The 22,576-nt window shown below is 72.7% G+C and carries 21 protein-coding genes; 11 read left to right on the top strand and 10 right to left on the bottom strand.

Going from position 1 to position 22,576, the window contains the following annotated elements; genetic code table 11:
* Positions 1-50: 50 nt before the first annotated feature.
* Positions 51-305 carry an acyl-CoA carboxylase subunit epsilon gene (locus tag ACIPYQ_RS13910; protein WP_401250156.1) on the bottom strand — a complete coding sequence of 85 codons (255 nt, stop codon included), beginning with the start codon at positions 303-305 and terminating at the stop codon, positions 51-53.
* A 272-nt stretch (positions 306-577) separates the two neighbouring features.
* Here ACIPYQ_RS13910 and ACIPYQ_RS13905 point away from each other — a divergent pair, with 272 nt between their 5' ends.
* The 3 genes from ACIPYQ_RS13905 to ACIPYQ_RS13895 all read left to right on the top strand — a co-directional run bounded on the left by ACIPYQ_RS13905 (position 578) and on the right by ACIPYQ_RS13895 (position 3,926).
* Positions 578-796: a hypothetical protein gene (locus ACIPYQ_RS13905; protein ID WP_361769655.1), complete on the top strand. Its 219-nt coding sequence runs from the start codon at positions 578-580 to the stop codon at positions 794-796.
* A 305-nt stretch (positions 797-1,101) separates the two neighbouring features.
* Positions 1,102-2,547 (top strand): glycoside hydrolase family 16 protein, encoded by a 1,446-nt coding sequence (locus ACIPYQ_RS13900; protein ID WP_401250153.1) that lies wholly within the window; start codon positions 1,102-1,104, stop codon positions 2,545-2,547.
* Positions 2,548-2,882: 335 nt separating this feature from the next.
* Positions 2,883-3,926: a LacI family DNA-binding transcriptional regulator gene (locus tag ACIPYQ_RS13895; RefSeq protein ID WP_401250150.1), complete on the top strand. Its 1,044-nt coding sequence runs from the start codon at positions 2,883-2,885 to the stop codon at positions 3,924-3,926.
* Between the two features lie 136 nt (positions 3,927-4,062).
* Here ACIPYQ_RS13895 and ACIPYQ_RS13890 read toward each other — a convergent pair whose 3' ends face one another.
* Positions 4,063-4,716: a DUF4360 domain-containing protein gene (locus ACIPYQ_RS13890; protein WP_401250147.1), complete on the bottom strand. Its 654-nt coding sequence runs from the start codon at positions 4,714-4,716 to the stop codon at positions 4,063-4,065.
* Positions 4,717-4,931: 215 nt separating this feature from the next.
* Here ACIPYQ_RS13890 and ACIPYQ_RS13885 point away from each other — a divergent pair, with 215 nt between their 5' ends.
* Complete coding sequence (locus ACIPYQ_RS13885) at positions 4,932-6,743, top strand: galactose oxidase-like domain-containing protein (protein ID WP_401250144.1); 1,812 nt, start codon at positions 4,932-4,934, stop codon at positions 6,741-6,743.
* Between the two features lie 10 nt (positions 6,744-6,753).
* Here ACIPYQ_RS13885 and ACIPYQ_RS13880 read toward each other — a convergent pair whose 3' ends face one another.
* A complete protein-coding gene (locus ACIPYQ_RS13880; RefSeq protein ID WP_401250845.1) occupies positions 6,754-7,245 on the bottom strand; it encodes a MarR family winged helix-turn-helix transcriptional regulator in 492 nt (163 codons plus the stop codon).
* A gap of 69 nt (positions 7,246-7,314) precedes the next feature.
* Between ACIPYQ_RS13880 and ACIPYQ_RS13875 the strand changes: the two genes are divergently transcribed.
* Complete coding sequence (locus tag ACIPYQ_RS13875; protein ID WP_401250141.1) at positions 7,315-8,226, top strand: EamA family transporter; 912 nt, start codon at positions 7,315-7,317, stop codon at positions 8,224-8,226.
* On the opposite strand, the gene ACIPYQ_RS13870 is transcribed toward ACIPYQ_RS13875, so the two are convergent.
* From ACIPYQ_RS13870 to ACIPYQ_RS13860, 3 genes are read right to left on the bottom strand one after another with little or no spacing between them, the layout of a single operon-like run.
* Positions 8,216-8,842 (bottom strand): HutD family protein, encoded by a 627-nt coding sequence (locus ACIPYQ_RS13870; RefSeq protein WP_401250138.1) that lies wholly within the window; start codon positions 8,840-8,842, stop codon positions 8,216-8,218. The genes ACIPYQ_RS13875 and ACIPYQ_RS13870 overlap by 11 nt on opposite strands.
* Positions 8,839-9,210, bottom strand: coding sequence for a DUF4180 domain-containing protein (locus tag ACIPYQ_RS13865; protein ID WP_401250135.1), 372 nt, complete (start codon positions 9,208-9,210; stop codon positions 8,839-8,841). Before ACIPYQ_RS13865 ends, ACIPYQ_RS13870 begins: the two co-directional genes overlap by 4 nt.
* Positions 9,211-9,221: 11 nt before the next feature.
* Positions 9,222-9,656 carry a MarR family transcriptional regulator gene (locus ACIPYQ_RS13860; RefSeq protein WP_361764983.1) on the bottom strand — a complete coding sequence of 145 codons (435 nt, stop codon included), beginning with the start codon at positions 9,654-9,656 and terminating at the stop codon, positions 9,222-9,224.
* Positions 9,657-9,808: 152 nt separating this feature from the next.
* On the opposite strand from ACIPYQ_RS13860, the gene ACIPYQ_RS13855 reads away from it, so the two are divergent.
* Positions 9,809-11,323 carry an MFS transporter gene (locus ACIPYQ_RS13855; protein WP_401250131.1) on the top strand — a complete coding sequence of 505 codons (1,515 nt, stop codon included), beginning with the start codon at positions 9,809-9,811 and terminating at the stop codon, positions 11,321-11,323.
* An 82-nt stretch (positions 11,324-11,405) separates the two neighbouring features.
* The gene (locus tag ACIPYQ_RS13850) at positions 11,406-11,924 is read left to right on the top strand and encodes a DinB family protein (protein ID WP_401250128.1); all 519 of its coding nucleotides are present in this window, start codon (positions 11,406-11,408) and stop codon (positions 11,922-11,924) included.
* A gap of 95 nt (positions 11,925-12,019) precedes the next feature.
* Here the strand turns inward: ACIPYQ_RS13850 and ACIPYQ_RS13845 are convergent, their stop codons facing one another.
* Positions 12,020-13,381: an FAD-dependent oxidoreductase gene (locus ACIPYQ_RS13845; RefSeq protein ID WP_401250125.1), complete on the bottom strand. Its 1,362-nt coding sequence runs from the start codon at positions 13,379-13,381 to the stop codon at positions 12,020-12,022.
* A 206-nt stretch (positions 13,382-13,587) separates the two neighbouring features.
* On the opposite strand from ACIPYQ_RS13845, the gene ACIPYQ_RS13840 reads away from it, so the two are divergent.
* The 3 genes from ACIPYQ_RS13840 (at position 13,588) to ACIPYQ_RS13830 (ending at position 15,428) form a co-directional block, all read left to right on the top strand.
* Positions 13,588-13,779 carry a DUF5302 domain-containing protein gene (locus tag ACIPYQ_RS13840; RefSeq protein ID WP_327412189.1) on the top strand — a complete coding sequence of 64 codons (192 nt, stop codon included), beginning with the start codon at positions 13,588-13,590 and terminating at the stop codon, positions 13,777-13,779.
* A gap of 175 nt (positions 13,780-13,954) precedes the next feature.
* Positions 13,955-14,368 (top strand): rodlin, encoded by a 414-nt coding sequence (locus ACIPYQ_RS13835; protein WP_401250122.1) that lies wholly within the window; start codon positions 13,955-13,957, stop codon positions 14,366-14,368.
* A 145-nt stretch (positions 14,369-14,513) separates the two neighbouring features.
* Positions 14,514-15,428, top strand: a complete 915-nt coding sequence (locus ACIPYQ_RS13830; protein WP_401250119.1) for a glycoside hydrolase family 19 protein — start codon at positions 14,514-14,516, stop codon at positions 15,426-15,428.
* A 12-nt stretch (positions 15,429-15,440) separates the two neighbouring features.
* Here the strand turns inward: ACIPYQ_RS13830 and ACIPYQ_RS13825 are convergent, their stop codons facing one another.
* The 3 genes from ACIPYQ_RS13825 to ACIPYQ_RS13815 form a co-directional block, all read right to left on the bottom strand.
* Positions 15,441-18,209: an AAA family ATPase gene (locus tag ACIPYQ_RS13825; protein WP_401250117.1), complete on the bottom strand. Its 2,769-nt coding sequence runs from the start codon at positions 18,207-18,209 to the stop codon at positions 15,441-15,443.
* Positions 18,210-18,442: 233 nt separating this feature from the next.
* The gene (locus ACIPYQ_RS13820; RefSeq protein ID WP_401250115.1) at positions 18,443-20,251 is read right to left on the bottom strand and encodes a S8 family peptidase; all 1,809 of its coding nucleotides are present in this window, start codon (positions 20,249-20,251) and stop codon (positions 18,443-18,445) included.
* A gap of 363 nt (positions 20,252-20,614) precedes the next feature.
* On the bottom strand, positions 20,615-21,364 hold the full coding sequence (locus tag ACIPYQ_RS13815; protein WP_401250112.1) for a DUF1838 family protein: 750 nt from the start codon (positions 21,362-21,364) through the stop codon (positions 20,615-20,617).
* A gap of 180 nt (positions 21,365-21,544) precedes the next feature.
* Between ACIPYQ_RS13815 and ACIPYQ_RS13810 the strand changes: the two genes are divergently transcribed.
* Complete coding sequence (locus ACIPYQ_RS13810; protein WP_401250109.1) at positions 21,545-22,543, top strand: DUF1996 domain-containing protein; 999 nt, start codon at positions 21,545-21,547, stop codon at positions 22,541-22,543.
* Positions 22,544-22,576: the final 33 nt, after the last annotated feature.

Here is a 22,576-nt window from a genome sequence, read left to right as displayed (position 1 = left end):
CCACCTCGGCCCCCCTTCCGCCGGCCGTGCACGCGGCCGGCGGAAGGGGTTCAACGGCAGGCCCAGCAGTTCGCCCAGCAGCCGGCGTCGGGCCGGAAGGCACGGCGGCGGCCGGCTGCGGAGCCGACGCCGCCGCCCGCCGCACCGCCGGCCCGGTCCCGGCCTCCGTGCCGGGCACCGTCGCGTTCGAGGGAGTTCCGGTGCGCGTAACACGCGACGACGACCGCGAGCGCGGCCAGTTCCTCCGGGGCGGCAACGCCCCTCTCCACACGCAGCAGGCTCGCTATCGGGACATCGTTCGACATCGGCACGGCCTCTCTCACGGGGGCTGCGCGTGCGCCCGGCCGCGGCACGAGGGGCGGACCGGCTCTGCGCCGACACGGGCGGCACACGGGTGGCTCGGCGCGCTGACGGGACGTGTTCCGCGTGTGCGAACCGGCCGGTGGACTCCTGTCGATTCACCAGGACTCCTGTCGCGACCGACGCTACAAGCGCGCGGCGGACCCGGCACTCCGGGGACGCGCCCCTCGGGGCGCGGCGGCGCCGGCACGGCCGGGGCGGACCGAGGGGGCCGGCCGTGACCGCCCAGGGGCCCCTGTTGTGCCGGGGCTGCGCCGGCCGGCTGTACGCCGTCTGCATCACGGACCATTCCGGCGGGAACACGGCCGGCCAGTGGGAGGTGGACCACGAGATGCCCGTGGAATGCCCGCTGGCCGGGCTGTTGCCCCTGACCGGGACGGCGTCCGATGTCCACGACCTGCCGGGAGCCGAGGAGGTGCTCGGTCCGCCCTTCTGAGCGCGGCGGGTTGGACCGCACGGGTGATCTCCGTCCGTCGCCGGCACTTTCCTCGGCACTGCCCTGGCACTGCCCCGGCGCTGCCCCGGCGCTGCCGGCGACCCTGCGGCAGGGGTCGGCGCGGGCGTGTGTTCACTCCTTGAACTCCCTCTACCCGTAAGGGCTTTGCCGGTTCCATCTCTTGACGGCAGCGAGGGCGGGGAGCACAGTGTCCAGCGTCCGCCGTCTTGAGAGCGCTCTCAAGACGGCGGACCTCCGGCTCTTCCCCCCGCACCGCGCCTCACCGCGCTTCAGAGAGGGCACCCATGCGTGAGATATCCGGCAGGACACGACCGACGGTCCGGCGGGCCGTCCTGGCCGCGCTCGGCACGATCACCGTGGTCGCGGCAGCCGCCGCGGGCATCGCACTGCCCGCGAGCGCCGCGGCTCCCCCCACCCCGGCCGGCTGGTCCCGCGTGTTCCTGGACGACTTCGACGGAGCCGCCGGATCCGGGGTGAACACCGCCGACTGGCAGTACACCACCGGCACCAGCTACCCCGGCGGACCCGCCAACTTCGGTACCGGCGAGATCGAGACGATGACCGCCGACCCCTCCAACGTCTCCCTCGACGGCGCGGGCAACCTGCGCATCACGCCGCGGCGGGACGCGGCCGGCAACTGGACGTCCGGCCGGATCGAGACCAGGCGGTCCGACTTCGAGCCCCCGGCCGGCGGCGCGCTCCGCACCGAGGCGCGCATCCAGATGCCGAACGTCACGGGCCCGGCGGCCAAGGGCTACTGGCCGGCGTTCTGGATGCTCGGAGCCCCGTACCGCGGCAACTGGTGGAACTGGCCCGGCATCGGTGAGATCGACATCCTGGAGAACGTCCAGGGCATCAACAACGTCTGGGCCACCGTGCACTGCGGCACGAGCCCCGGCGGACCCTGCAACGAGACGTCCGGCATCGGCGGCCAGCACGTCTGCCCGGGCACGAGCTGCCAGGCCGGTTTCCACACCTACGCCGTGGAGTGGGACCGCTCGACCGCGGTCGAGGAGATGCGCTTCTACGTCGACGGCCTCAACTTCCACACCGTACGGGCGAACCAGGTGGACGCGACGACCTGGACCAACGCCACGAACCACGGCTACTTCATCATCCTGAACGTCGCCATGGGCGGCGGTTTCCCCGATGCCTTCGGCGGCGGGCCCGACGCGGGCACCCAGCCCGGCCACGCCATGGTCGTCGACTACGTGTCCGTCCTCCGCTCGACGGGCGGCACCACACCGCCCACCACACCGCCGACCACCCCGCCCACCACTCCGCCGACGACGCCTCCGACCACACCGCCGGCGGGCAACCGTGACGCGTACTCCGCGATCCAGGCCGAGTCGTACGACGGCCAGGCGGGCACGGTCAAGGAGGCCACCACGGACTCCGGCGGCGGCCAGGACCTGGCGGCGATCGGAAACGGCGACTGGGCACTCTTCAGGGGCGTCGATTTCGGCTCCACACCGGCGAAGCAGTTCTACGGACGCGTGGCGAGCGGTGCGGCCGGCGGGGTCAGCGGGCTCGTCGAGGTGCGCCTCGACGACCGGAACTCGGCGCCCGTCGGCAGCTTCTCGATCGCGGGCACCGGCGGGTGGCAGAGCTGGCGGACGGTCCCGGCGAACATCACCGCGGTCACGGGCACCCACGACGTCTACCTGACCTTCACGAGCGGCCAGCCCGCCGACTTCGTGAACGTCAACTGGTTCGACTTCGGCCACTGAGTCCTTCGGGCAGGTGAAGGGGCGGCCCCGGCGCCGGCCGGACCGGCGCCGGGAGCCGTCGCCGTTCCGGCCGACCCGGACGGCAAGGGTTCAGAGGGTCAGGGCTTGTTGGGCGCGAATCGGGAGATGCCCAGGATCGTGCGAGGACGCGGCGGCCAGCGTCGCCGCCACCCGCCTCCGAAGCGGCCCGGTGACGGCCGGCCTCCACCGGCCGTCACCGCGGTGACGGCCGGCACGGTCGCGCGCACCCTCGGCCACCCCGCCGCACCGGTTACCCTGCTGTGTCCGGCGAGGCCACCGCCCGTGGGACCCGACTACAGCATGGAGGAACACCCGTGTCGGAACCGCGTCCCGGGAACCGCCCCACCCTGGAGGCCGTCGCGGCGCTCGCCGGGGTGTCCCGGGCCACCGCCTCCCGTGTGGTCAACGGCGGCGAGGGCGTCCGCCCGCACTTGGCGGAGAAGGTGCGCGAAGCGATCCAGGACCTGGGCTACGTCCCCAACCATGCGGCCCGCACCCTGGTCACCCGGCGCACCGGAGCCGTCGCCGTGATCATCGCCGAGCCGGAGGTCCGGATATTCTCGGACCCGTTCTTCTCCCGTCAGATCCGCGGCATCAGCAAGGAGTTGACGGCGCACGACGCCCAACTCGTGCTGATGCTGGTGGAGGACCGGGGCGACTACGACCGGATCGAGCGCTACCTGGCCGGCGGCCACGTCGACGGGGCGCTCGCGTTCTCCCTGCACACCGACGATCCGCTGCCCGCCATCACCCGCCGCATCGGCATGCCCACGGTCTACGGCGGCCGCCCCGGCTGGACCGCAGGGTCCGGGGAGCAGGAGGGGGTGGCGTACGTCGACGCGGACAACCGCGGCGGCGCGCAGGACGCGGTGCGCCACCTGCTGGCGCTCGGCCGGCGGCGGATCGCGCACATCGCCGGCCCACTCGACCAGACCTCGGCGGCGGACCGCCTCAGCGGCTACCGGGACGTGCTCCCGGACGACGCCCCCGAGCTGTTCGCCGAGGGGGACTTCACCGTGGTGGGAGGGGCCCGGGCGATGGCCGAACTGCTGGACCGGGACCCGGGGATCGACGCCGTCTTCGCCGGGAGCGACCTGATGGCGACCGGCGCGCTGCAGGTGCTGCGGGAGCGCGGCCGGACGGTTCCGGGGGACGTGGCGCTGGTGGGCTTCGACGACGCCGAGCCGGTGGCGGAGAGCGCCGACCCTCCGCTGACGACCGTACGCCAGGACGTCGAGGGCATGGGGCGCATGATGGCGGGGCTGCTGATGCGCACGCTGAACGCGGGTCCGGACGAGCGGACCGCGCCCGGTCCGGTGATCACCGCGACGACCCTGGTCCGGCGCGTGTCGGCCTGACGCGGCCCACGGAAAGCGGCTTTAGGGAAGCGGCCTTCGAACATCGGCCTACGGGAAGCGGCGTACGGAAACGGCTGCCGGGGCCCGCGTGACGGCGGGCCCCGGCAGCCGGTCCGAAGGGGAGGAACGTCCCGGATCAGCGGCGCACGGGGCACTGCTTCCACGAGAAGTGGTAGATGCTGTTGATGCTGCCGTCCGTCGAGTCGAGGGCCATGAAGCTGGTCTGCGACGGGTCGGAGGTGCCCACCTCGGCGCGCAGTTCGGTGTTGATGTTGAAGTTGCGCTGCTCACCGCAGGGGGCGAAGACCAGCGCTTCGATGCCCGTGGTGTCGGTCTTCTGCCAGTTGTCCTCGTAGTAGCCGTTGATCTTGTGGGTGCGCTGGGCGGTCTGGCTCATGCCCTGGAAGTAGTAGCTGGCCTTCTGGGTGCCGATCGCTCCCGGCTGCAGGCTGCCGAAGCCCCGGTAGTCGACCTGGGCCACGGCATAGGTGTAGCCCTGGGGGACGTGCACCTGGAGGGAGAGGAGACAGTTCTTGCGGCCTTCGGTGGCGGGGGCGCCGCCGCCGGCCTGTGCCAGGTACTCGCTGTAGGTGACGGTGAAGGCCGAGTTGTCCGGCGCCACCGCGACGGCGGCGCTGCCTGGGCGGCAGCCCGATCCGTTGATGGAGGCGACGTCCACGGTCACCTTGTCGGTGGGCGCCGAGGGGGAGGCCCCGGCCGTGGGGGTGAGCGTGACGAGGGTTGCGGTCACGGCGGCTGCGGTGAATCCGGTACGGAGCGACTTGATCACACCGTCATGGATAGCCGTCGGCGGCGGCGCCGGCCGTCCGACGGGTACGCGGTCTCACCTCGATGGCCGAAACGATTCACCGCAGAAACGATCAACCAGCCGATACCGGTCCGCCGAACGGCCGCAGGCGGCGCGGTGCGCCGAGTCGCACCGGTCATCGAGTCGCGCTTGTCCTAATATCGGCGAGATCCTTCAGGCCTGCGGTGAGGAGTCCCATGTCCCGCGTACGACGGTCCGCCGCCCTGGCGGTGCTGGCGCTCGCCACCGCCCTGACCGTCGCCGCGCCGGGATCCTCGCCCGCCCTCGCCTCACCGCACCACACCGGCGGCGACGAGGCGGCCGTGCTCGGCGAGGACCACGCCCGCGCGCACGCACGACTGCGCCAGGAGGCCAAGGGCACCCAGGGTTATCCGCAGGCGAAGCGCACGGCGAGCCTGACCTCGCTGCAGGAGTCCCAGCGCAAGGCCAACGCGGGTTTCGACGCGGCGCGGTTCGGCCGCTTCACGCAGTTCTTCCCCTCGCCCGACTTCGGCGTCCACGTGGCCCAGCTGCCCACGGGCAAGGTGCTGCTCTTCTCGTTCGAGCGCGTGGAGGCCGATCCCACCAAGGAGACCGGGCCCACCAACACGGTGGGACGGACGAACGCGGGCCGGGCCTACCTCTGGGACCCCGCCAAGGGCACCGGGGCCCGGGCCTTCAAGAACGTGCCGCCGCCGGTGGTGCTGATGCCCGACGGAACCTACGCCCCGCGCCCGGCGCCCTTCTTCTGCGCGGGGCACTCCTACCTCCCCAACGGGATGGTCGGGGTCTTCGGCGGCAACGTCGGCGGCAAGGGCGGCAGCGGCGCCAAATTGTCCTTCGTCTTCGACCCGTGGACCGAGACCTGGTTCCGCAACCGCGACATGGCCGTCGGCCGCTGGTACCCCTCCGTCGTGACCGGGGCGGACGGCCGGCAGATCATCATGTCCGGCCAGTCCGAGCGCGGTACGGGCACGCCCACCCCGGTGGTGGAGCGCTTCCCCGCGCTCGGACGCCGGGTGCCCTGGCGCCCGTTCGACATCCCGGCGGGCGTCCCCGCGGAGCGGCTCCGCTCCGAGGCCCCCTTCCGCAACGACTATCCGCACCTGTTCTCGCTGCGGGACGGGAAGATCTACGGACTCGGCCGCGACGCCGATCAGCAGTGGCTCTTCGATCCGGTCAAGGACGTGCGCACCGACCTGCCCCGGCGGCCCGCCGACTTCCGGGGCTACGGCTCCGCCGTGCCGCTGCCGGCCGGCTTCCGCGGCCCGGACTCCGTCCTGGTGCTCGGCGGCGACCCGCGCGACCCGCTCACGTACCGGCTGTCCGGCGGCCGCTGGAGCATCGAGGAGCCGAGGGCCTTCGGCCGCACCCAGGACGGCACGCTGATCCTGCCGGACGGCACGCTGCTCACGGTGAACGGCGCCCTGGACACCCGGGACTACGGGAACGGGCCCTTCAACCCGAAGGCGGACCTGAAGTACCGGCAGATCGAGCTGCGCGACGCGCGCGGCCACTGGAAGCTGGGTCCGGCCCAGCGGCTGCCCCGCGGCTACCACTCCAACGCCCTGGTCCTGCCGGACGGGCAGGTGATGGTCACCGGCGACGAGCTCCAGCAGATCGCCAACGACCCCGACATCAAGGACGGGATGGACGGCAGCATCGAGCTGTACGAACCCGCCTACCTGCACCGGGGCGCGCGCCCGGCGCTCGACCGGGCACCCGCGGGCGAGCTCGGCCACGACACGGCCTTCCAGGTCACGAGCTCGACGGCGAAGGACGTCAAGCGCGCCGTGCTGCTCGCACCGACCACCGTCACCCATTCGGTGAACACCAGCCAGCGCCACCTGGACCTCCGGATCACCGGCGTGCACGGCTCGGCGATCGGGCTCCGGACGCCGCCGAGCGCGGCCGACGCCCCGCCCGGGTACTACATGCTCTTCCTGCTCGACGCGAAGGGCGTGCCCAGCACGGCGAAGTGGGTGAAGCTGGGCGTCCGCCCGCGGTAGGGCCGGGCGTTCAGGGTCCGGGCGGCGGCGGTTCGACCTTCGCCAGCCAGGTGGCGAGGAGCTGCTCCAGCTGCGCGGCCTGCGGCGGCGTCAGGCCGTCCAGCAGGCTCCGCTCGTTGCGCATGTGCTCGGCGAAGGCCCGGTCGATCAGGTCCCGTCCCGCCGGCGTGAGCGCGACCACCCGGCCGCGGCCGTCGGCGGCCGAGCGGCGGCGGGTGACCAGTCCGTCGCGTTCGAGCCGGTCGATCCGCTTGGTCATGGCGCCCGTCGTCACCATGGTGTGCGCGGCGAGCTCGCCGGGCGCCCGCTCGAACGGCTCGCCCGCGCGGCGCAGGGTGGCCAGGACGTCGAACTCCCCCTCGCCGAGTCCGTACTTGCGGTAGACGAGGGCGAGGCGGTCGGTCAGGAGCAGGCCGAGCCGGTGCAGCCGCCCGATCACGCCCTGGGGACTGACGTCGACGTCGGGGCGTTCGCGGGCCCACTCGTCCTGGATGCGGGCCACGTGGTCCTTGGGCTGGGGTTTCACGGGATCAGCATAGCGTTAGCTTCCATGGAAGGTATTATATCTTCCATGGAAGACAATCTGCGGTGGTCACTGGTCACGGCGATGGCCCCGGTGGCGTGGGGCACGACCTACTTCGTCACCCGCGAGTTCCTGCCCGCCGGCCACCCGCTCTACGGAGGCGTCATCAGGGCCCTGCCAGCCGGGCTGCTGCTGCTCGCGGCGGGCCGGCGGCTGCCGAGCGGCAGCTGGTGGTGGCGGGCGCCGCTGCTCGGCGTCCTCAACATGGGCGGCTTCTTCGCGCTGGTGTACCTGGCCGCGCAGCGGCTGCCGACCAGCGTGGCGTCGACCGTCATGGCGACGGCGCCGCTGGTGATGATGCTGTTCGCCTGGGCCCTGCTGGCGGAGCGGCCGGGCCTGCGGCACCTGGCCGGTGCGGGCGTCGGGGTCGGCGGCGTCTGCCTGATGCTGCTGACCCCGGGCGCGCCCCTCGACCTCCTCGGCGTGCTCGCCTCGGCCGCCGCCATGGGGATGGCCTCGCTCGGCTACGTACTGGCCAAGCGGTGGGGCGCCGGGGTGGACGTGCTGGCGTCGACGGCCTGGCAGCTGCTCGGCGGCGGGCTGCTCCTGCTGCCACTCGCGGTCGCCCTGGAGGGGGCGCCGCCGCGGCTCGACGGCCCCGCGCTGGCCGGCTTCGGCTACGTGACCGTGGTGGCGACCGCGGTGGCCTTCGCCGCCTGGTTCGCGGGGCTGCGGCACCTGCCCGCCGGGACCGTCGGACTGCTCGGCCTGCTCAACCCCGTGACCGGTGTCCTGCTGGGCACGGCCGTCTCCGGGGAGTCCCTCGGCCCGCTGCAGCTCTGCGGCCTGGCGCTGGCGCTGACCGGGGTGCTGCTGGGGCGCCCGACGGCGGCGCGCCCGCACCCGGGGACTCCGGGGCGGGCGCGGGCGGCGGCCTCGGGCGCGGGGACTACGCCCTGACGGTGTCCGCGGCCGGAGCGGGACCGAAGCGGACCACAGCCGCGCGGCCGGCCGTACGCAGGATCCGGTCGGGTCCGCCCGTCAGCAGGGCGGCGTCGTAGGGGGCCAGCTCCTCGGCACGGCCGGGGCCGGGGCCGGGGTCGCCGGACCGGTGGAGCACCGCCGGCCCGTCCAGGGCCACGACCAGCAGGGTCTCCCCGGGCGGCACGGTGAGCGCGAGTGCGCCCCGTACGACGGCGGTCTCCGCCCGGGTCGCGCTGCGCCGGTACATCACGTTGAAGTTGACCACCGGGCCGTCGAGGAGCCGGCAGTCCGTCGGCTCGTCCCCGGCGAAGTCCCGCGGCGCGAACCGCTCGTCCACGAGGTGGCGGACACCGGCCACCGCGAGGTCCATGCCCGCACCCTCGGCCAGGGTGAGGGTGCGGTCGACTCCGGGGAAGGAGGAGAACGGCCCGTCGGCGGCGACCTCGGCGAGGCTCACCCGCCAGTCGAAGTCCCCGGTTCCGGCACCCTCGGGGCGTGTGGCGATCTCGCGGGTGACTCCCCCGCCGTTCTTCCACGGGGTCGCGCCGCGGTCGGCCGCCCTCAGGAGGCGGAGCCCCTCGCCGCTACTCACGCGGTCGGTCGGGTCAGCCGCGCGGCCAGTTCCCCGGCGTCGGCGAGGAACCACGCCTGGCGCCCGCGGTTGCACTCGCGGACGAAGTCGCGCAGCGCCGAGCTGGACGCCGTGTGGTGGGAGATGTCGCCGAGGACGACGATCCCGACCCGGTACTGGGCGAACTTCTGGATGATCTCCCCGGCGACCCGGGTGCTCAGCCGGAAGAAGCCCTCGTCGAAGCGTTCGGCGGGGATGACGACCCACTGCGCGCCCTGGTAGGAGGCGTCGCCTATGCAGTCGAGGGCCTCGCGTTCGCCCGCGATGACCTCGCCCTCGGCCGCGCACATCAGGACCGGTACGTCATTGATCGTCTGCAGGGTGTTCATGGAGGTCGAGGTTAGCGCTCCGCCGAGGGCCGCAGGCGGCCCAGCAGGGCGTAGAGCGTCGCGCTCTCGGCCTCGTCGAGGGTGTCGAGCGCGCCGTGCATGTCTTGCATCTCCTCGCGGACCCGGCGGATGACCTCGCGGCCCGCGTCCGTGGCCACGACGTTCTTGACGCGGCGGTCGGCGGGGTCCGGCTCCCGGCGCACCAGCTCGCGGGCCTCCAGGCGGTCGACGATGCCGGTCACGTTCGAGGCGTCGCACACCAGCAGGGTGGCGAGGCCGCGCATGGGGACGGGTCCGTCGAGCTGGGCGAGGACCCGGGCCTGGGTCGAGGTGAGGCCGTAGTGGGCGGCGGCGGCCGCGAACTCGCGCCATTGGGCGGTGCCGATGGCCGCGAGCAGTTCCAGCAGCTGGAGCTTGGTGGGGGCGTGCGTGGCGGTGTCGCTCATACCTGGAGCGTACTCAGGATGTTTGACATTATCAATTGTTTACTTGACCACCTTAACTATCGAGGTCTACCGTCAGTCGAGTTACTTGAGGAAGTCAAACATCTGCGTTCCGAAGCTTTCAGCTCCGAAACACGAAGAAGGTCCCCCCAGCCATGAGCACCCCCTCCCCCGCCACCCCGGCCTCCGGGCCCCGGAACGAGACGGTCATCGTCTTCGCCCTGAGCCTCGCCGCCATGGTCGTGTCGATGATGCAGACCCTGCCGGTCCCGATCCTGGGCCTCATCCGCGACGACCTCGGCACCTCGACCGCGAACGTGAGCTGGGTGACCACCGCCACCCTGCTGTCGGCGGCCGTCTTCACCCCGCTGCTGGGCCGGTTCGGCGACCAGCACGGCAAGAAGCCCACCCTGGTGGCCGTGCTCGGCGTCATGGTCATCGGCTCCGTCATCGCGGCGCTGGCATCCTCGCTGCCCCTGCTGATCCTGGGCCGGGTGCTCCAGGGAGCCGCCACCGCGATCTTCCCGCTGGCCCTGTCGGTCCTGCGCGAAGAGGTCCGCCCGCAGAAGCTGCCGGGGGCGATGGCGCTGGTCAGCGGCACGCTCGCGTTCGGCAGCGGCCTCGCGCTCGTCGCGACCGGACTGCTCACCTCCGGGTCCGACGCGGACTACCGCAACGCCTTCTGGATGGCGACCGGCTTCGCGGTCCTCGCCCTGCTCGCGGTCGTCTTCCTGGTGCCCGCGACCCGCCACAAGACGGGCGGGCGCACCGACTTCCTCGGCGCGCTGACCCTCGGCCTCGCGCTGCTGCTGCTCCTGCTGCCGATCTCCCAGGGCCACGAGTGGGGCTGGGGCTCCGCCCGTACGCTGGGCAGCTTCGCCGGCGCCGCCGTCATGACCGCCGTCTGGGTGCTCGTCGAGCGCAAGGTCCGCGAGCCGCTCGTCGACATGAAGATGTTCGTCCACCGCCCGGTCCTCATGGCCAACCTGGCCGGCGTCCTCGTCGGCTTCGGCATGTTCGCGAACTTCCTGGGCGTCTCGTACCTCGTCCAGATGCCCGAGGCGCTCACCGGCTACGGCTTCGACGCGTCGATCCTGCGCGCTTCCGTGCAGTTCCTGCTGCCCGGCGCCATCGTCTCGCTGCTCGCCTCTCCCGTGGGCGGCCAGATCGTGCGCCACCGCGGTCCGCGCACGGCACTGGCCCTGGCCGCCGCGCTCGGCGCCGTCGGCTTCGCCTGGCTGGTCCTGGACCACCAGCACAGCATCTCGGTGATCGGCGCCGGGCTGGTCGTCGGCGCGGCCGTCAGCTTCGGCTACGCGGCCATGCCCGCCGTGATCATGTCCAGCGTCCCGCACCACCAGAGCGGCATCGCCAACGGCATCAACTCGATCTCCCGCTCCACGGGCAGCGCGATCGGCAGCGCCGTGGTGACCACGATCCTGGCCTCGAAGACCATCGAGCACCTGCCGGCCGGCGTGCCCCCGCTGCCCGCCGAGTCCGGGTTCACCCTCACCTTCGGGATCGGGGCCGTGGCCTTCGCCCTGGTCGCGGTGATCAGCTGGATCGGCCTGCGGGGCGGGCACCGCACCGTGGCGGCGTCCGCGCAGACCGGGGCGGCCGAGGAGGCCGGGGCCGCCGAGCAGCCCGAGGCCGCCGGAGCCGCCCGCTGACCGACCCGCCGCCGGCCCGGCGGTCCCCCTTGCCGCGTGTCGTTCGCGGCGGGGGGACCGCCGGGCCTTGCATGGTGGGTGCATGAAGGCTACGGACGTCATCGCCGACGGGTTCGGACGCATCCGGGAGATCGTGCACGAGGTCGTGGACGGGGTCCCGGCGGAGCTGCTCAACGCCCGTGTGGACCCGGCGGCCAACTCGATCACCTGGCTGGTCTGGCACCTGACCCGCATCCAGGACGACCACCTCGCGGACGCGGCCGACACCGGGCAGGTGTGGGACTCCGAGGGGTGGTCGGACCGGTTCGCGCTGCCGCTGCCCGCCGGGGCGACCGGGTACGGGCACACGCCGCGGGACGTCTACACCGTCCGGGTCGACTCGGGCGAGCTGCTGCTGGGGTACTTCGACGCGGTGCACGAGCGGACCGCGCGGTTCGTCCGGGGGCTCGCCGCGGCCGACCTGGACCGGGTGGTCGACGAGCGCTGGGACCCGCCGGTCACCCTCGGGGTACGCCTGGTCAGCGTACTGACGGACGACCTCCAGCACGCCGGGCAGGCGGCCTTCGTCCGGGGCGTGCTGGAGCGGGACCGGGGCGCCTGAGGGAGCCCGTCCCGTTGCCCGGACAGCTCCGCCGCCGAGCGCGCCACAGGTCGTACGGGGGCCGGGACCCCGTCCGGGTCCCGGCCCCCTTCTCGCTACGCCCCGCTCGCGTCGAGCATGTCCTCGCGCTCGACGATCTTCACGCGCTCGCGGCCCTGGGGCTCGCCGAGGGCCTTCTCGGCCGCGTCCAGCCGGTGCCAGCCCTCCCACGTCGTGTAACGGACGCTGCGCTCGACGAGGAAGGCCTCGACGGCCTCCGGCGCGGGCGCGGCCGGCGCGCTCAGGCGGCCTTCCGCGTGGTCGGCGAGCAGGTTCGCGACGGTCTCGTTCGCGTCGCCCTTGGTGTGGCCGATCAGGCCGACCGGCCCGCGCCGGATCCAGCCGGTGACGTACGTGGACTGCAGGTGGGCGCCGGCTTCGATCACACGGCCGCCCTCGTCCGGGACCGTGCCGGACTCGACGTCCCAGGGGAGCTTGGGCAGCTCGTCGGAGAGGTAGCCGACGGCCCGGTAGACGGACTGGACGTCCCAGTCGGTGAAGTTGCCCGTGCCCTTGACGTTGCCCGTGCCGTCGAGCTCGGTGCGCTCGGTGCGCAGCCCGACGACCTTGCCGTCCTCGCCGAGGATCTCGGCGGGCGACTCGAAGAAGTGCAGGAACAGCTTGTGCGGGCGCTCGCCGATGTCGCGGATCGCCCAGTTCTCCAGCGTCTTGGCGACCATGTCGGCCTGCTTGTTGGCGCGCCGGGTGGCTATGGAGCCCTCGTCGTAGTCGATGTCCTCGGGGTTGACGATGACCTCGATGTTGGGCGAGTGGTCCAGCTCACGGAGCTCCATGGGGCTGAACTTGGCCTGGGCCGGACCGCGACGCCCGAAGACGTGCACCTCGAGCGCCTTGTTGGCCTTGAGCCCGTCGTAGACGTTCGCCGGGATCTCGGTCGGCAGCAGCTCGTCGGCCGTCTTGGCGAGGATGCGCGCGACGTCGAGGGCGACGTTGCCGACGCCGAGCACGGCGACCTTCTCGGCCTCCAGCGGCCAGGTGCGCGGGACGTCCGGGTGGCCGTCGTACCAGGAGACGAAGTCGGCGGCGCCGTAGGAGCCGTCGAGCTCGACGCCCGGGATGGTCAGCGCGCGGTCGGCCGTGGCGCCGGTGGAGAAGATCACGGCGTCGTAGAAGGACTGCAGCTCGTCGAGGCTGATGTCGTTCGGGTAGTCGACGTTGCCGAAGAGACGGACCTGCGGCTTGTCGAGGACCTGGTGCAGGGCGGTGATGATGCCCTTGATGCGCGGGTGGTCGGGGGCGACGCCGTACCGGATCAGACCGAAGGGTGCCGGCATCCGCTCGAAGAGGTCGATGGACACACCGGGCTCGACGGCGGCCTCGGACTTCAGCAGCGCGTCGGCAGCATAGATTCCGGCGGGGCCGGCACCGACGATTGCTACCCGCAGAGGGCGAGGCATGGCAGGGGTTCCCTTCGAGCGACGGCAAGGTGATCAAGGAGAACCCTAAGCGAAGGTAAGCCTAACCCGGCACCCAGTATTACTTTATGCCCTCATAATCAAAACTTATGACCCCTCCAAGCTGCCCTTGGGGTCACGGCGAACTCGCTGGTCAGCGGGCACGCCACCTGACAGACTGAAACCGCTTGATCACCCCAGGAGGACTAATGGCTGACGAAACAGACACCCCGCAGGACGAATCCCCGGCCGATGAGGCCAAGCGCAAGTTCCGGGAGGCCCTGGAGCGCAACGCGGCGAACGCCCAGTCCCAGCAGGCGCACCAGAGCCGGGCGAAGGTCCAGGGTGCCAGCAGCGGCCCCGGCGGCAAGAACAAGAAGGTCCGCCGCAAGACCGGCTGACCCCTCGGACCCGAGGAGCTCAGTCTCGCCGCCGCGGCGGCGGGACCGGGCGACTCCACCCGCCATTGGGCCACCCGGGTGAGGGAGGATAACCACTGGCGCCGTCAGCAGTTGATCAGCTCGTCCCGCCGAGGGCAGCTATCTCATGCGACAGTGCGACAGAAGGATCCTCCACATGTTCAAGAAGTTCATGGCCACCGCCGCCGTCACCGCCTCCGTGCTCGGCGCCGGCGCCGCACTCGCCTCCCCGGCCATGGCCATCGGCAACGACGAGGGCGTCACCACCGTCAACGGGAACGGCGCCGCACAGATTTACGGCAACCAGGAGACCCACGGCAAGATGAGCCCGCAGCTCAGCGCGGTCCAGGGCTCCCTCAACAAGCTCTGCATCGGCCTGCCGGCCAAGGTCAACGCCCAGTCCCTGTTCGCGGTCCTCGCCAACATCGGCGTCCAGGACGTCAACGTCGCGTCGAACCCGCAGAACCAGCAGTGCACCGAGAACTCCACCCAGGCGAAGGGTGACGAGACGGCCTCGCACATCCTCAGCAACATCCCGGTCCTCTCCGGCAACCTCTCCGCCGGCAGCTGATCGACCCGGTTCCGCGCCGGTGTCACGCGTAACGCGCGACACCGGCGCGTTTCATTTGGTCTAGACCTTGACAGGTACAGACCACTCTCGCTTCAGTGGGCACTGTTGCCCCCACGGCAATTCCCCCCACTGAAGGAGCAGTTACGTGATACGTGCGTTTCGCCGCCGTGCCCTCTCCCTGGCCGCCGCCGCAGCCGTCACGGTCGGCCTCGCCATCGCCCTCCCCTCCTCCCCCGCCTCCGCGGCTGCCCCCTGCGCCGGAGCCTGGACCTCCTCCGCCGTCTACACCAACGGCATGAGCGCCTCCTACGGCGGACACAACTGGCAGGCGAAGTGGTGGACCCAGGGCGAGACGCCCGGCACCACCGGCCAGTGGGGCGTCTGGTCGGACCAGGGCGTCTGCGGCGGCGGGGGCCAGGACCCGGACCCCGGCAACCCGTCCGGATTCGTGGTCTCCGAGGCCCAGTTCAACCAGATGTTCCCGAACCGGAACCCCTTCTACACCTACAACGGCCTGGTCTCGGCGCTGTCCGCCTACCCCGGCTTCGCCAAGACCGGCGACGACACCGTGAAGCGGCGCGAGGCCGCCGCCTTCCTCGCGAACGTCTCCCACGAGACCGGTGGACTCGTGCACATAGTCGAGCAGAACACCGCGAACTACCCCCACTACTGCGACGCGAGCCAGCCGTACGGCTGTCCGGCGGGACAGGCGGCGTACTACGGCCGCGGGCCCATCCAGCTGAGCTGGAACTTCAACTACAAGGCGGCCGGGGACGCGCTGGGCATCAACCTCCTCGCCAACCCGTACCTCGTGGAGCAGGATCCGGCCGTCGCGATGAAGACGGCGCTCTGGTACTGGAACACCCAGAACGGCCCGGGCACGATGACCGCACACGCCGCGATGGTGAACGGCGCGGGCTTCGGCGAGACCATCCGCTCCATCAACGGGTCGCTGGAGTGCAACGGGGGCAACCCCGCCCAGGTCCAGAGCCGGATCTCGAAGTACCAGAGCTTCACGCAGCTGCTGGGGGTGACCCCGGGGAACAACCTGGGCTGCTGATCCGCGGCGCGGTCAGCGGGTGCGCAGGGCAGTCGCGAGCTGGGCGCGCGAGCGGACGTCGAGCTTCTGGTAGATGCGGGTCAGCCGTGCCTCCACCGTCTTGACGCTGAGGAACAGCTTGGCCGCGGCCTCCTGGTTGCTGGCGCCCTGGCTGACGAGCAGGGCGAGCCGGGTCTCGGCCTCGGTCAGCACCGCGGCCGCCGGCGCCTGCGCTCCGCCGCCCTCGCCGGGAGCCGGTTCCCTGGCGAGCTCCGTCCAGGGAGCCGCCCCGGCCAGGCCGAACACCTCGGCCGCCGCCCGCAGCGCCGCGCGGGCGGGGGCGCGCCGGCGCCGGCGGCGCTCCACCCGGGCGAGGGCGAGCAGCGTACGGCCGCGCTCCAGCGGCAGCTGCAGGGCGTCGAACCGCTGGGCCGTGGCCTCCAGCAGGCGGACGGCCGCGTCGGCCTCGCCCTGGGCGGACAGGCACAGGCCGCGGGCCCGGTCGAGGGCGGCGACGACCCCGGTGCGGCCGAGGCGCAGGGCGACCGCATGGACGCGGTCGAGGAGTTCGGCGGCCTCGCCGGGTGCGTCCGAGGCGATCAGGGCCTCGGCGAGTTCCCCGTGCCAGCGCAGGACCGAGGGGTCCACCACCTGCTGGGCGGCCTCCAGAGCGGCGACGCGGCGCAGGGTGGCGACGGCTTTCGCCGCCTCTCCGGTGGCCAGTTCGACCAGGCCGAGCGCGTGCAGGCTGCGGGAGAGGAAGACCTGGTCCTGCTCCTCCTGCGAGGCCTGGATGCCGCGCCGGGCGTAGCCGGCGGCGCGCGCGAAGCTGCCGCCGGTGGCCTCGGCCATCGCGGCGACGTACCAGGCGGGGCCGGGCGACAGGCCCGCCTCGATCGTCAGCTCCAGGGCCCGGCGGGCGTGGGCGGAGGCGGCCTCGCAGCGGCCGCTGCGCAGTTCCACCTCGGTGAGGCTGCGCAGGACCTCGAAGACGTCCTCGGCGGATCCGGTCCGCTGGACCGCCGGGAGCAGGACCATGAGCTGCCTGCGGGCATCAGTGAGGCGGTCGTCGAAGAGGGCGTGCCGGACGTCGAGGTACTGCGGTGCGTTGCGCATCCCGAGCGGCACCTCGGGCGCGGGCAGGGCGAGCGCCTCGGCGAGGATCTCCTCGGCGTCCGTGTCCCCGAGGATGCGGCCCATGCGGGCCCGTACGGTCAGGGCCATGGCCTCGGCGGTCTGGTCGCCGCCGAGTGCGGCGAGGCGGCCGGCCTCGGCCGCGGCGTCGCGGGAGCGGACCGGGTCGCCGTCGCTGAGGTTGTGCTTCCAGGCGATCCGCAGCTGGACGGCGGCCTGCAGCGAGGGGTCGCCGGCGGCCTCGTCCATGGCGTACGCGAAGGTCTCGTCCAGGGCTCCCAGGGCCTGCCCGGCGGCGTCGATCACGGCCAGCCGGGCCCGTACCCGGTCGGCGGAGGAGGCGTCGCGGGCCAGGACGGCCCGCGTGGCGCGGCGCGCGAGGTCGGCGCGGCCGGCCCAGCCGGCGTCCTCGGCGGCCGCGACGAGCCGGGCCAGTTCCTCGCCGGCCAGCCAGGACGGCGTACGTTCGGCGGCGAGCAGGCCGAGTTCGGCGGCGAGGACCCGCTGGCCGCGGCGCCTGCAGGCCGCGGCGGCCTCGGTGATCTCCGCGGCGAGCCACTGGTCGGGCGTGTCCACGGCGAGCGCGCGGTGGCGTACGGCCTGGACGGGATCGTCGACGGCGGCGGCCAGGGCCGCGTGCCCGGCGGCGCGTTCGGGCCAGCCCGCGTCGGCGGCGAGCGCGGTGGGCAGGGCGCCGGCGGTGAACTCCACGGTGCCGTCCTCCCCCACCCTGACCAGTGCGGCCCGTTCCGCCTCGGCCAGCTCGGCCTCGGCGTCGGGGCGGCCGGCCCGGCGGAGCAGGGAGGTGGTGGGGCGGGAGGCGAGGGCGGCGAGCAGCAGGGTGCGGCGGGCCTGGGCGGGGACCCCGGCGAGGAGCCGGCGGGCGACCTCGCGGGCCTGTCCGGAGACGGGCAGCGGGTCGGCGTGGTGGGCGCTGCTGTCGCGGGCCTCGGCGGCTTCGGCCAGGGAGTGGCCGAGGGCGAGGGCGAGGCGCGGGTTGCCGCCGCTGGCCTGGTGGATGCGGCCGGCGAGGCGGGCGGGGAGGCAGTGGCGGACGAGGAGTTCGGCGACCTCGTCGGCGCCGAGCGGGGGAACCCTGATCGCGGGGACGCCGGGTCCGCAGAGGGGTTCCCCGATGGGGGCTCCGCCCTGGACGCATTCGGCGACCAGGACCCGTACGCGGGGCGGGGTGAGGCGCAGCGCGAAGCGGAGGAGGTCGGTGCTCTCGGCGTCGAGCCACTGGGCGTTGTCGAGGACGAGCAGGACGGGCTGGCGGGCGGCGAGGGTGCGGAGCACTTCGACGACGGCGAGGCGCAGCGCGATGTGGTCGCGGCCCGCGCGGGGGGCGTCGGCCTCGCGGCGCAGCAGGGCGATGGCGGTGCGCTGGGGGCCGGAGAGCTGGTCGAGGGCGGCGGCGGGGACGGAGGCGAGGAGGGCGGCGGCGGACGCCTCGGGTATCCACTGGTCGGCGGCCTCGGGGGCGAGGCGGAGAACGCTCTCACGCCGCGCTTCGGCAGCGGCCGCCACGGCGCGGACGACCTCGGTCTTGCCCGCGCCCGCGGGTCCGGTGAGGAGGGCCCGGCCGTGCGTGGTCAGCGCATGGTCGACCGCCTTGATGAGTTCGCCGTGTCCGACACTCGTGTCAGCGTTCCCCGTCGCCGCCACCACGCACAGCCACCAGCCCTTCGGTCCCCAGCTCCTGTGCCCTTCCTGTGAGAGGCGAGAATACGAGGTCGGACGGCAGGTGGACCCGGATTGTGACGCAGAATTCAGTCACGTGCCGGGAAAACCCGGCGGACCTGCCGATACGCGGGGTATCGGCAGGCCCGGGGATTCACTTGGTCCGTACTATCGGCCCGTCAGGCCGAGTTGGTGCCGGACCCTGATGGAGGGGGAGCCTCTCAGAACGCGAGGTTCCAGGAGTCGATCTTGCCGGTGTCGCCGCCGGCGTTGTCGTTCACACGCAGCTTCCAGGTGCCGTTCGCGACCTCGGAGGAGGCGTTGACGGTGAAGACCTGGTTGATGTTGTCCGTGCTGCCGCCGGCCCGGTTGTGGACCGTGTAGACGCTGCCGTCGGGAGCGATCAGGTCGACCTTGAGGTCACCGATGTAGGTGTGCACGATGTTCACGCCGACCTTGAGGGCGGCCGGGGCGTTGCCGGTCTTCCCGGTGACGGTGATCGGGCTCTCCACGGTGGTGTTGTCACCGATGGCGACGTCCGTGCCGTTCTCGAAGGCCGGGGTGGGCGGGTTCGAGGTGACGGCGGCGACGGTCGCGGCGGCGTCGGCGAGACCGGTGCCGCAGCCGCCGGTGCAGGTGCCGGCCAGCGGGCGGGCGTTCGTCTTGATCGCCGACTCGATCTGCGCCGGGGTCAGCGAGGAGTTCGCCGACTTCAGCAGGGCGGCGAGACCCGCGACGTGCGGGGCGGCCATGCTGGTGCCCTGGTACGGCTTGTAGTTCTCGGCGCCGGGGGTGGTGGTGCCCGCGTTCAGCGTGGAGAGGATGCCGTTCTCGGGGGTGGTGATGGTGCCGGGCGTGTCGGTGGCGCGGCGGGTCTCACCGCCCGGGGCGGCGACGTCGATGATCGCGCCGTAGTTCGAGTAGAACGAGCGGTCGCCCGCGCGGTTGCTCGAGGCGACGTTGATCACGTTGTTGCAGCTGGCGGGCGAGAAGTTGGCCGCGTCCGCGTTGCTGTTGCCGGCCGCGACGACGACGGTCGTACCACGGGCGACGGCGGCGTTGATGGCGTTCTGGTAGCTGGTGCCGCAGGCGCCCGAGCCGCCGAGGCTCATGTTGATGACCTTGGCCGGGGTGGCGTTGGCCGGGACACCGGCCACGGAGCCGCCGGAGGCCCAGGTGATGGCGTCGACGATGTCCGAGGTGGCGCCGCCGCACTTGCCGAGCACGCGAATGGGCTGGATCTTCGCGCCGTAGGCGATGCCGGCGACGCCCTTGGAGTTGTTCGTGGCCGCGGCGATGGTGCCCGCGACGTGGGTGCCGTGCCAGGAGGAGTTGCTGGCCTTGGAGCCGAGGCCGCACTCGCCGTCGGTGGCGTTCCAGTCGCCCTGGTCGGCGGGGTTGTTGTCACGGCCGTTGCCGTCACGGGCGTCGGCGGAGCTGGAGATGAAGTCGTAGCCCGCGACGATGTTCGGGGCGACGTCCGAGTGGGCGACGTAGCCGGTGTCGATCACGGCGACGGTGACGCCGGAGCCGGTGGTCTTGTCCCAGGCGGCGGGAACGTTCATGCCGGCGGTGGGCTCGAAGAGGTCCCACTGCTTGGCGTACTCGGTGTCGTTCGGGGTGACGGCCTGGGCGTAGGCGCGGGAGTCCGGCTCGACGTAGGCGACGTCCGGGTCGGCGCGGAACTGGGCCATCACGTTGGCCGCGTCGGCCGGGGCGGTCGCACCACCCAGGTTGACGAGGGCCGCTCCGGTGCCGAGGCGCCGGTCGAACTTCGCCTTCTTGCCGGCCTTCTTGCCCTTGGCGGCGGCGTCGTCGGCGGCCGCGGTGTTCGAGCTGGCCTCGGTGGCCGAGGACTTGTAGCCGACGATGAGGTTCTGGACCGGCGCGGCGGCGGCGACCGTGGCGGCCGGCGCGGCGCCGGGGGTCTCGACGGCCGCGGCGACCGAGGCGGTGGCGGTGGCGGATCCGGCGAGCAGGGTGACGGAGATGGCCGCCACGGATATGAGCCGACGTCTGGAAGCGTGCACGTGTTCCCCTTCGCGGGCCGTTTCCGGGCAGGCCGGAGCGGCCGGTCGGTGCAGTGTGGGAGGTTCCGGCGGCCGCGGGCCGGGAGCGAGTTGGTCGGTCTCGCCCCGGCGCCGCCGCGCGCCACGCTGTCCCGGCCGCAACGGCGAGGCAGGGGCAACGGCGTCCCGGCGCTCCCCCGGACGGTGGGGCCTACACGCCATGTGGGGTTGGCGTGTGAACCACCCGGCCTGGGGAAGATCGCCGGTGGGCAGACAGTAGGCAACGCGGCGATGAACTCGATACGGGGAAAACCCTTGTCCGGCCCCTGCCGCACCCCCCGGGGGTCCCTCGGCAGGGGTGGCGGGCCGGCGGAAGGGCGGCCGTCAGCTGGGCGGGAAGAGCTTGCGGAAGTAGGTCCAGCTGGTCTCGTTCGGTTCGCTCCACTTCTCCGGGGCGTGCGCGAATTCGGGGTGGTGGTCCGCGATGTACGCCCGGGTGCGCTCGGGCACCTGCGTGTACGCGTCGAGCTTGCGGCCCCGGCAGTGGAAGGTGAGGCCGCCGGGGCGCGCGCCCTGTTCCATCCAGGGCAGCCACGGGGACATACGCGTCCAGGACATCGTCGCGGGGACGCTCACCGCGTCGGTGGCCAGCACCGTCGCGGGTGCGAAGAACTGGAAGAGCTCCAGTGCCCGGTAGGTGTCGTCGGCCGACTGCGCCGGGTACTCGTCGACCGGCAGGGGCGACGGGTAGGCGAGCGGGATCTCCAGGCTGAAGCAGACCTGATCGCCCAGTTCGGTCACGGGCACCGGGAACGGCCGCCACTTCTGGTTGGCCGGGTCGTTCCAGACGTGGACCACCGGCTTGCCCTCCCAGGTCTCCATGATCTCCCGGGTCCGGGGGTCCAGGTAGAACGCGGCCTCCCTGGAGAGCAGCTGGTAGCCGCCGATCTCCTCGTCCGGGACGATGCGGGCGACGTTGATCCCTTCGAAGCCGAAGAGGCGCCGGTAGGGCTCGCCCGGGGCCCAGGAGTGGACGTCACCGGTCCACCAGTAGGTGACCTCGCCGCCGTCCAGCGAGGCACGGGTGCGGGCGAATGCTTGCAGGAGCTCGGCGGGTGTCGCGGCTGATGTCATCCGCCCACTCTGCGCGGTCGCGGCACGGCCGGGCAAGCACGCGCACGGACAACCGGAGCCCCCTCCAAGGGGTTTGAGTGGCTGGTGGGAACGGGTGGGTCCGATGGCCGGAGACCGGGCGGGGACCGCGATGCGGATGCCAGGTTGACGGCGGTCGCGCCACCGGCGACCGTGACCGCCATGGGGAAAGAACGCCGTCTGCTCACGCTCGTCATCTGCCTGGTCCTGGGGGGTGGACTGACCGCTGCGGTGCTGGGTGCCTCGCGCGCGGCCGGTCCGCACGGAGGGACCGCGGCCGGAGGTCCGGCGCCCTCCGACTACGTGGACATACGCGACGTTCCGCGCGTCCCGACTGCCGCTCCCGCCCCGGGTGCCGACGGATCCACCGGCTCGGTGGTGGTCGACTGCGGCCGCAACGAGCAGGGCCACTACAACGAGGACAATCTGGTGGTTTCGCCGGGCCTGCGGGCCGGAGCCCACCACACGCACGCGTACGTGGGGAACCTGTCCACGAACGCGATGTCGACCGACGCCTCCCTGGACGCCGCCGCCACGAGCTGCAAGGGCGGCGACCGGTCCACGTACTACTGGCCCGTCCTGCGGCGCCTCGACCGGCCGGGTACGCGCCCCCACGAGCACTCGGCGGGGCACGGGAACACGGGCGAGATCCTGCCGGAGGTCTCGGTCCTGGTGGAGTTCCGCGGCAGCCCGGTGAGCAAGGTGGTGGCCATGCCGCGCTTCCTGCGGGGCATCACGGGCGACGCCGTCGCGTACACGGCGGGCAGCGACGCCGACGTACGGGCCCGCTGGGGGTGTTCCGGCTCCCCGGACCGGACCACCACCCGCTACCCGCGCTGCCCGGGTGACGAGCGGGTCACCCGCACCCTGGTCTTCCCCAGCTGTTGGAACGGCATCGACACGGCCGGCGCCGGACACCGCTCGCACCTGCGCTTCCCCGGCACGAACGGCGTCTGCCCGCCGGACTTCTTCCCGGTGCCCGAACTGCGCGTCTCCCTCGCCTACGAGGTCCCCGCGGGGGTGCCCGTGGCGCTCGACTCCTTCCCCGAGCAGCGGCACAGCCCGAAGACGGACCACGCGATGTTCGTCAACGCGATGACCGACCGACAGATGGCCGCGGTCGTCGGCTGCCTCAACGAGGGCCGCACCTGCCGGATCTGAGTGACGCAGGTCACGTGAACCGTGCGGGCGCCG

The sequence above is a fragment of the Streptomyces sp. NPDC090045 genome, assembly GCF_044747975.1.
Classification (GTDB): Bacteria; Actinomycetota; Actinomycetes; order Streptomycetales; family Streptomycetaceae; genus Streptomyces.
The sequence above is the reverse complement of the archived record's forward strand: the minus strand, read 5'-3'. Positions and strand labels throughout refer to the sequence as shown.

Excerpts from the sequence above, each read along its gene's own strand:
- ACIPYQ_RS13850 (WP_401250128.1), top strand. The coding sequence starts at position 11,406 with ATGAAGGCTACGGACGTCATCGCCGACGGGTTCGGACGCATCCGGGAG.
- ACIPYQ_RS13910 (WP_401250156.1), bottom strand. The coding sequence starts at position 305 with ATGTCGAACGATGTCCCGATAGCGAGCCTGCTGCGTGTGGAGAGGGGC.
- ACIPYQ_RS13860 (WP_361764983.1), bottom strand. The coding sequence starts at position 9,656 with ATGAGCGACACCGCCACGCACGCCCCCACCAAGCTCCAGCTGCTGGAA.
- ACIPYQ_RS13810 (WP_401250109.1), top strand. The coding sequence starts at position 21,545 with ATGGGGAAAGAACGCCGTCTGCTCACGCTCGTCATCTGCCTGGTCCTG.
- ACIPYQ_RS13840 (WP_327412189.1), top strand. The coding sequence starts at position 13,588 with ATGGCTGACGAAACAGACACCCCGCAGGACGAATCCCCGGCCGATGAG.
- ACIPYQ_RS13835 (WP_401250122.1), top strand. The coding sequence starts at position 13,955 with ATGTTCAAGAAGTTCATGGCCACCGCCGCCGTCACCGCCTCCGTGCTC.
- ACIPYQ_RS13885 (WP_401250144.1), top strand. The coding sequence starts at position 4,932 with ATGTCCCGCGTACGACGGTCCGCCGCCCTGGCGGTGCTGGCGCTCGCC.
- ACIPYQ_RS13815 (WP_401250112.1), bottom strand. The coding sequence starts at position 21,364 with ATGACATCAGCCGCGACACCCGCCGAGCTCCTGCAAGCATTCGCCCGC.
- ACIPYQ_RS13845 (WP_401250125.1), bottom strand. The coding sequence starts at position 13,381 with ATGCCTCGCCCTCTGCGGGTAGCAATCGTCGGTGCCGGCCCCGCCGGA.
- ACIPYQ_RS13875 (WP_401250141.1), top strand. The coding sequence starts at position 7,315 with ATGGAAGACAATCTGCGGTGGTCACTGGTCACGGCGATGGCCCCGGTG.
- ACIPYQ_RS13855 (WP_401250131.1), top strand. The coding sequence starts at position 9,809 with ATGAGCACCCCCTCCCCCGCCACCCCGGCCTCCGGGCCCCGGAACGAG.
- ACIPYQ_RS13900 (WP_401250153.1), top strand. The coding sequence starts at position 1,102 with ATGCGTGAGATATCCGGCAGGACACGACCGACGGTCCGGCGGGCCGTC.
- ACIPYQ_RS13865 (WP_401250135.1), bottom strand. The coding sequence starts at position 9,210 with ATGAACACCCTGCAGACGATCAATGACGTACCGGTCCTGATGTGCGCG.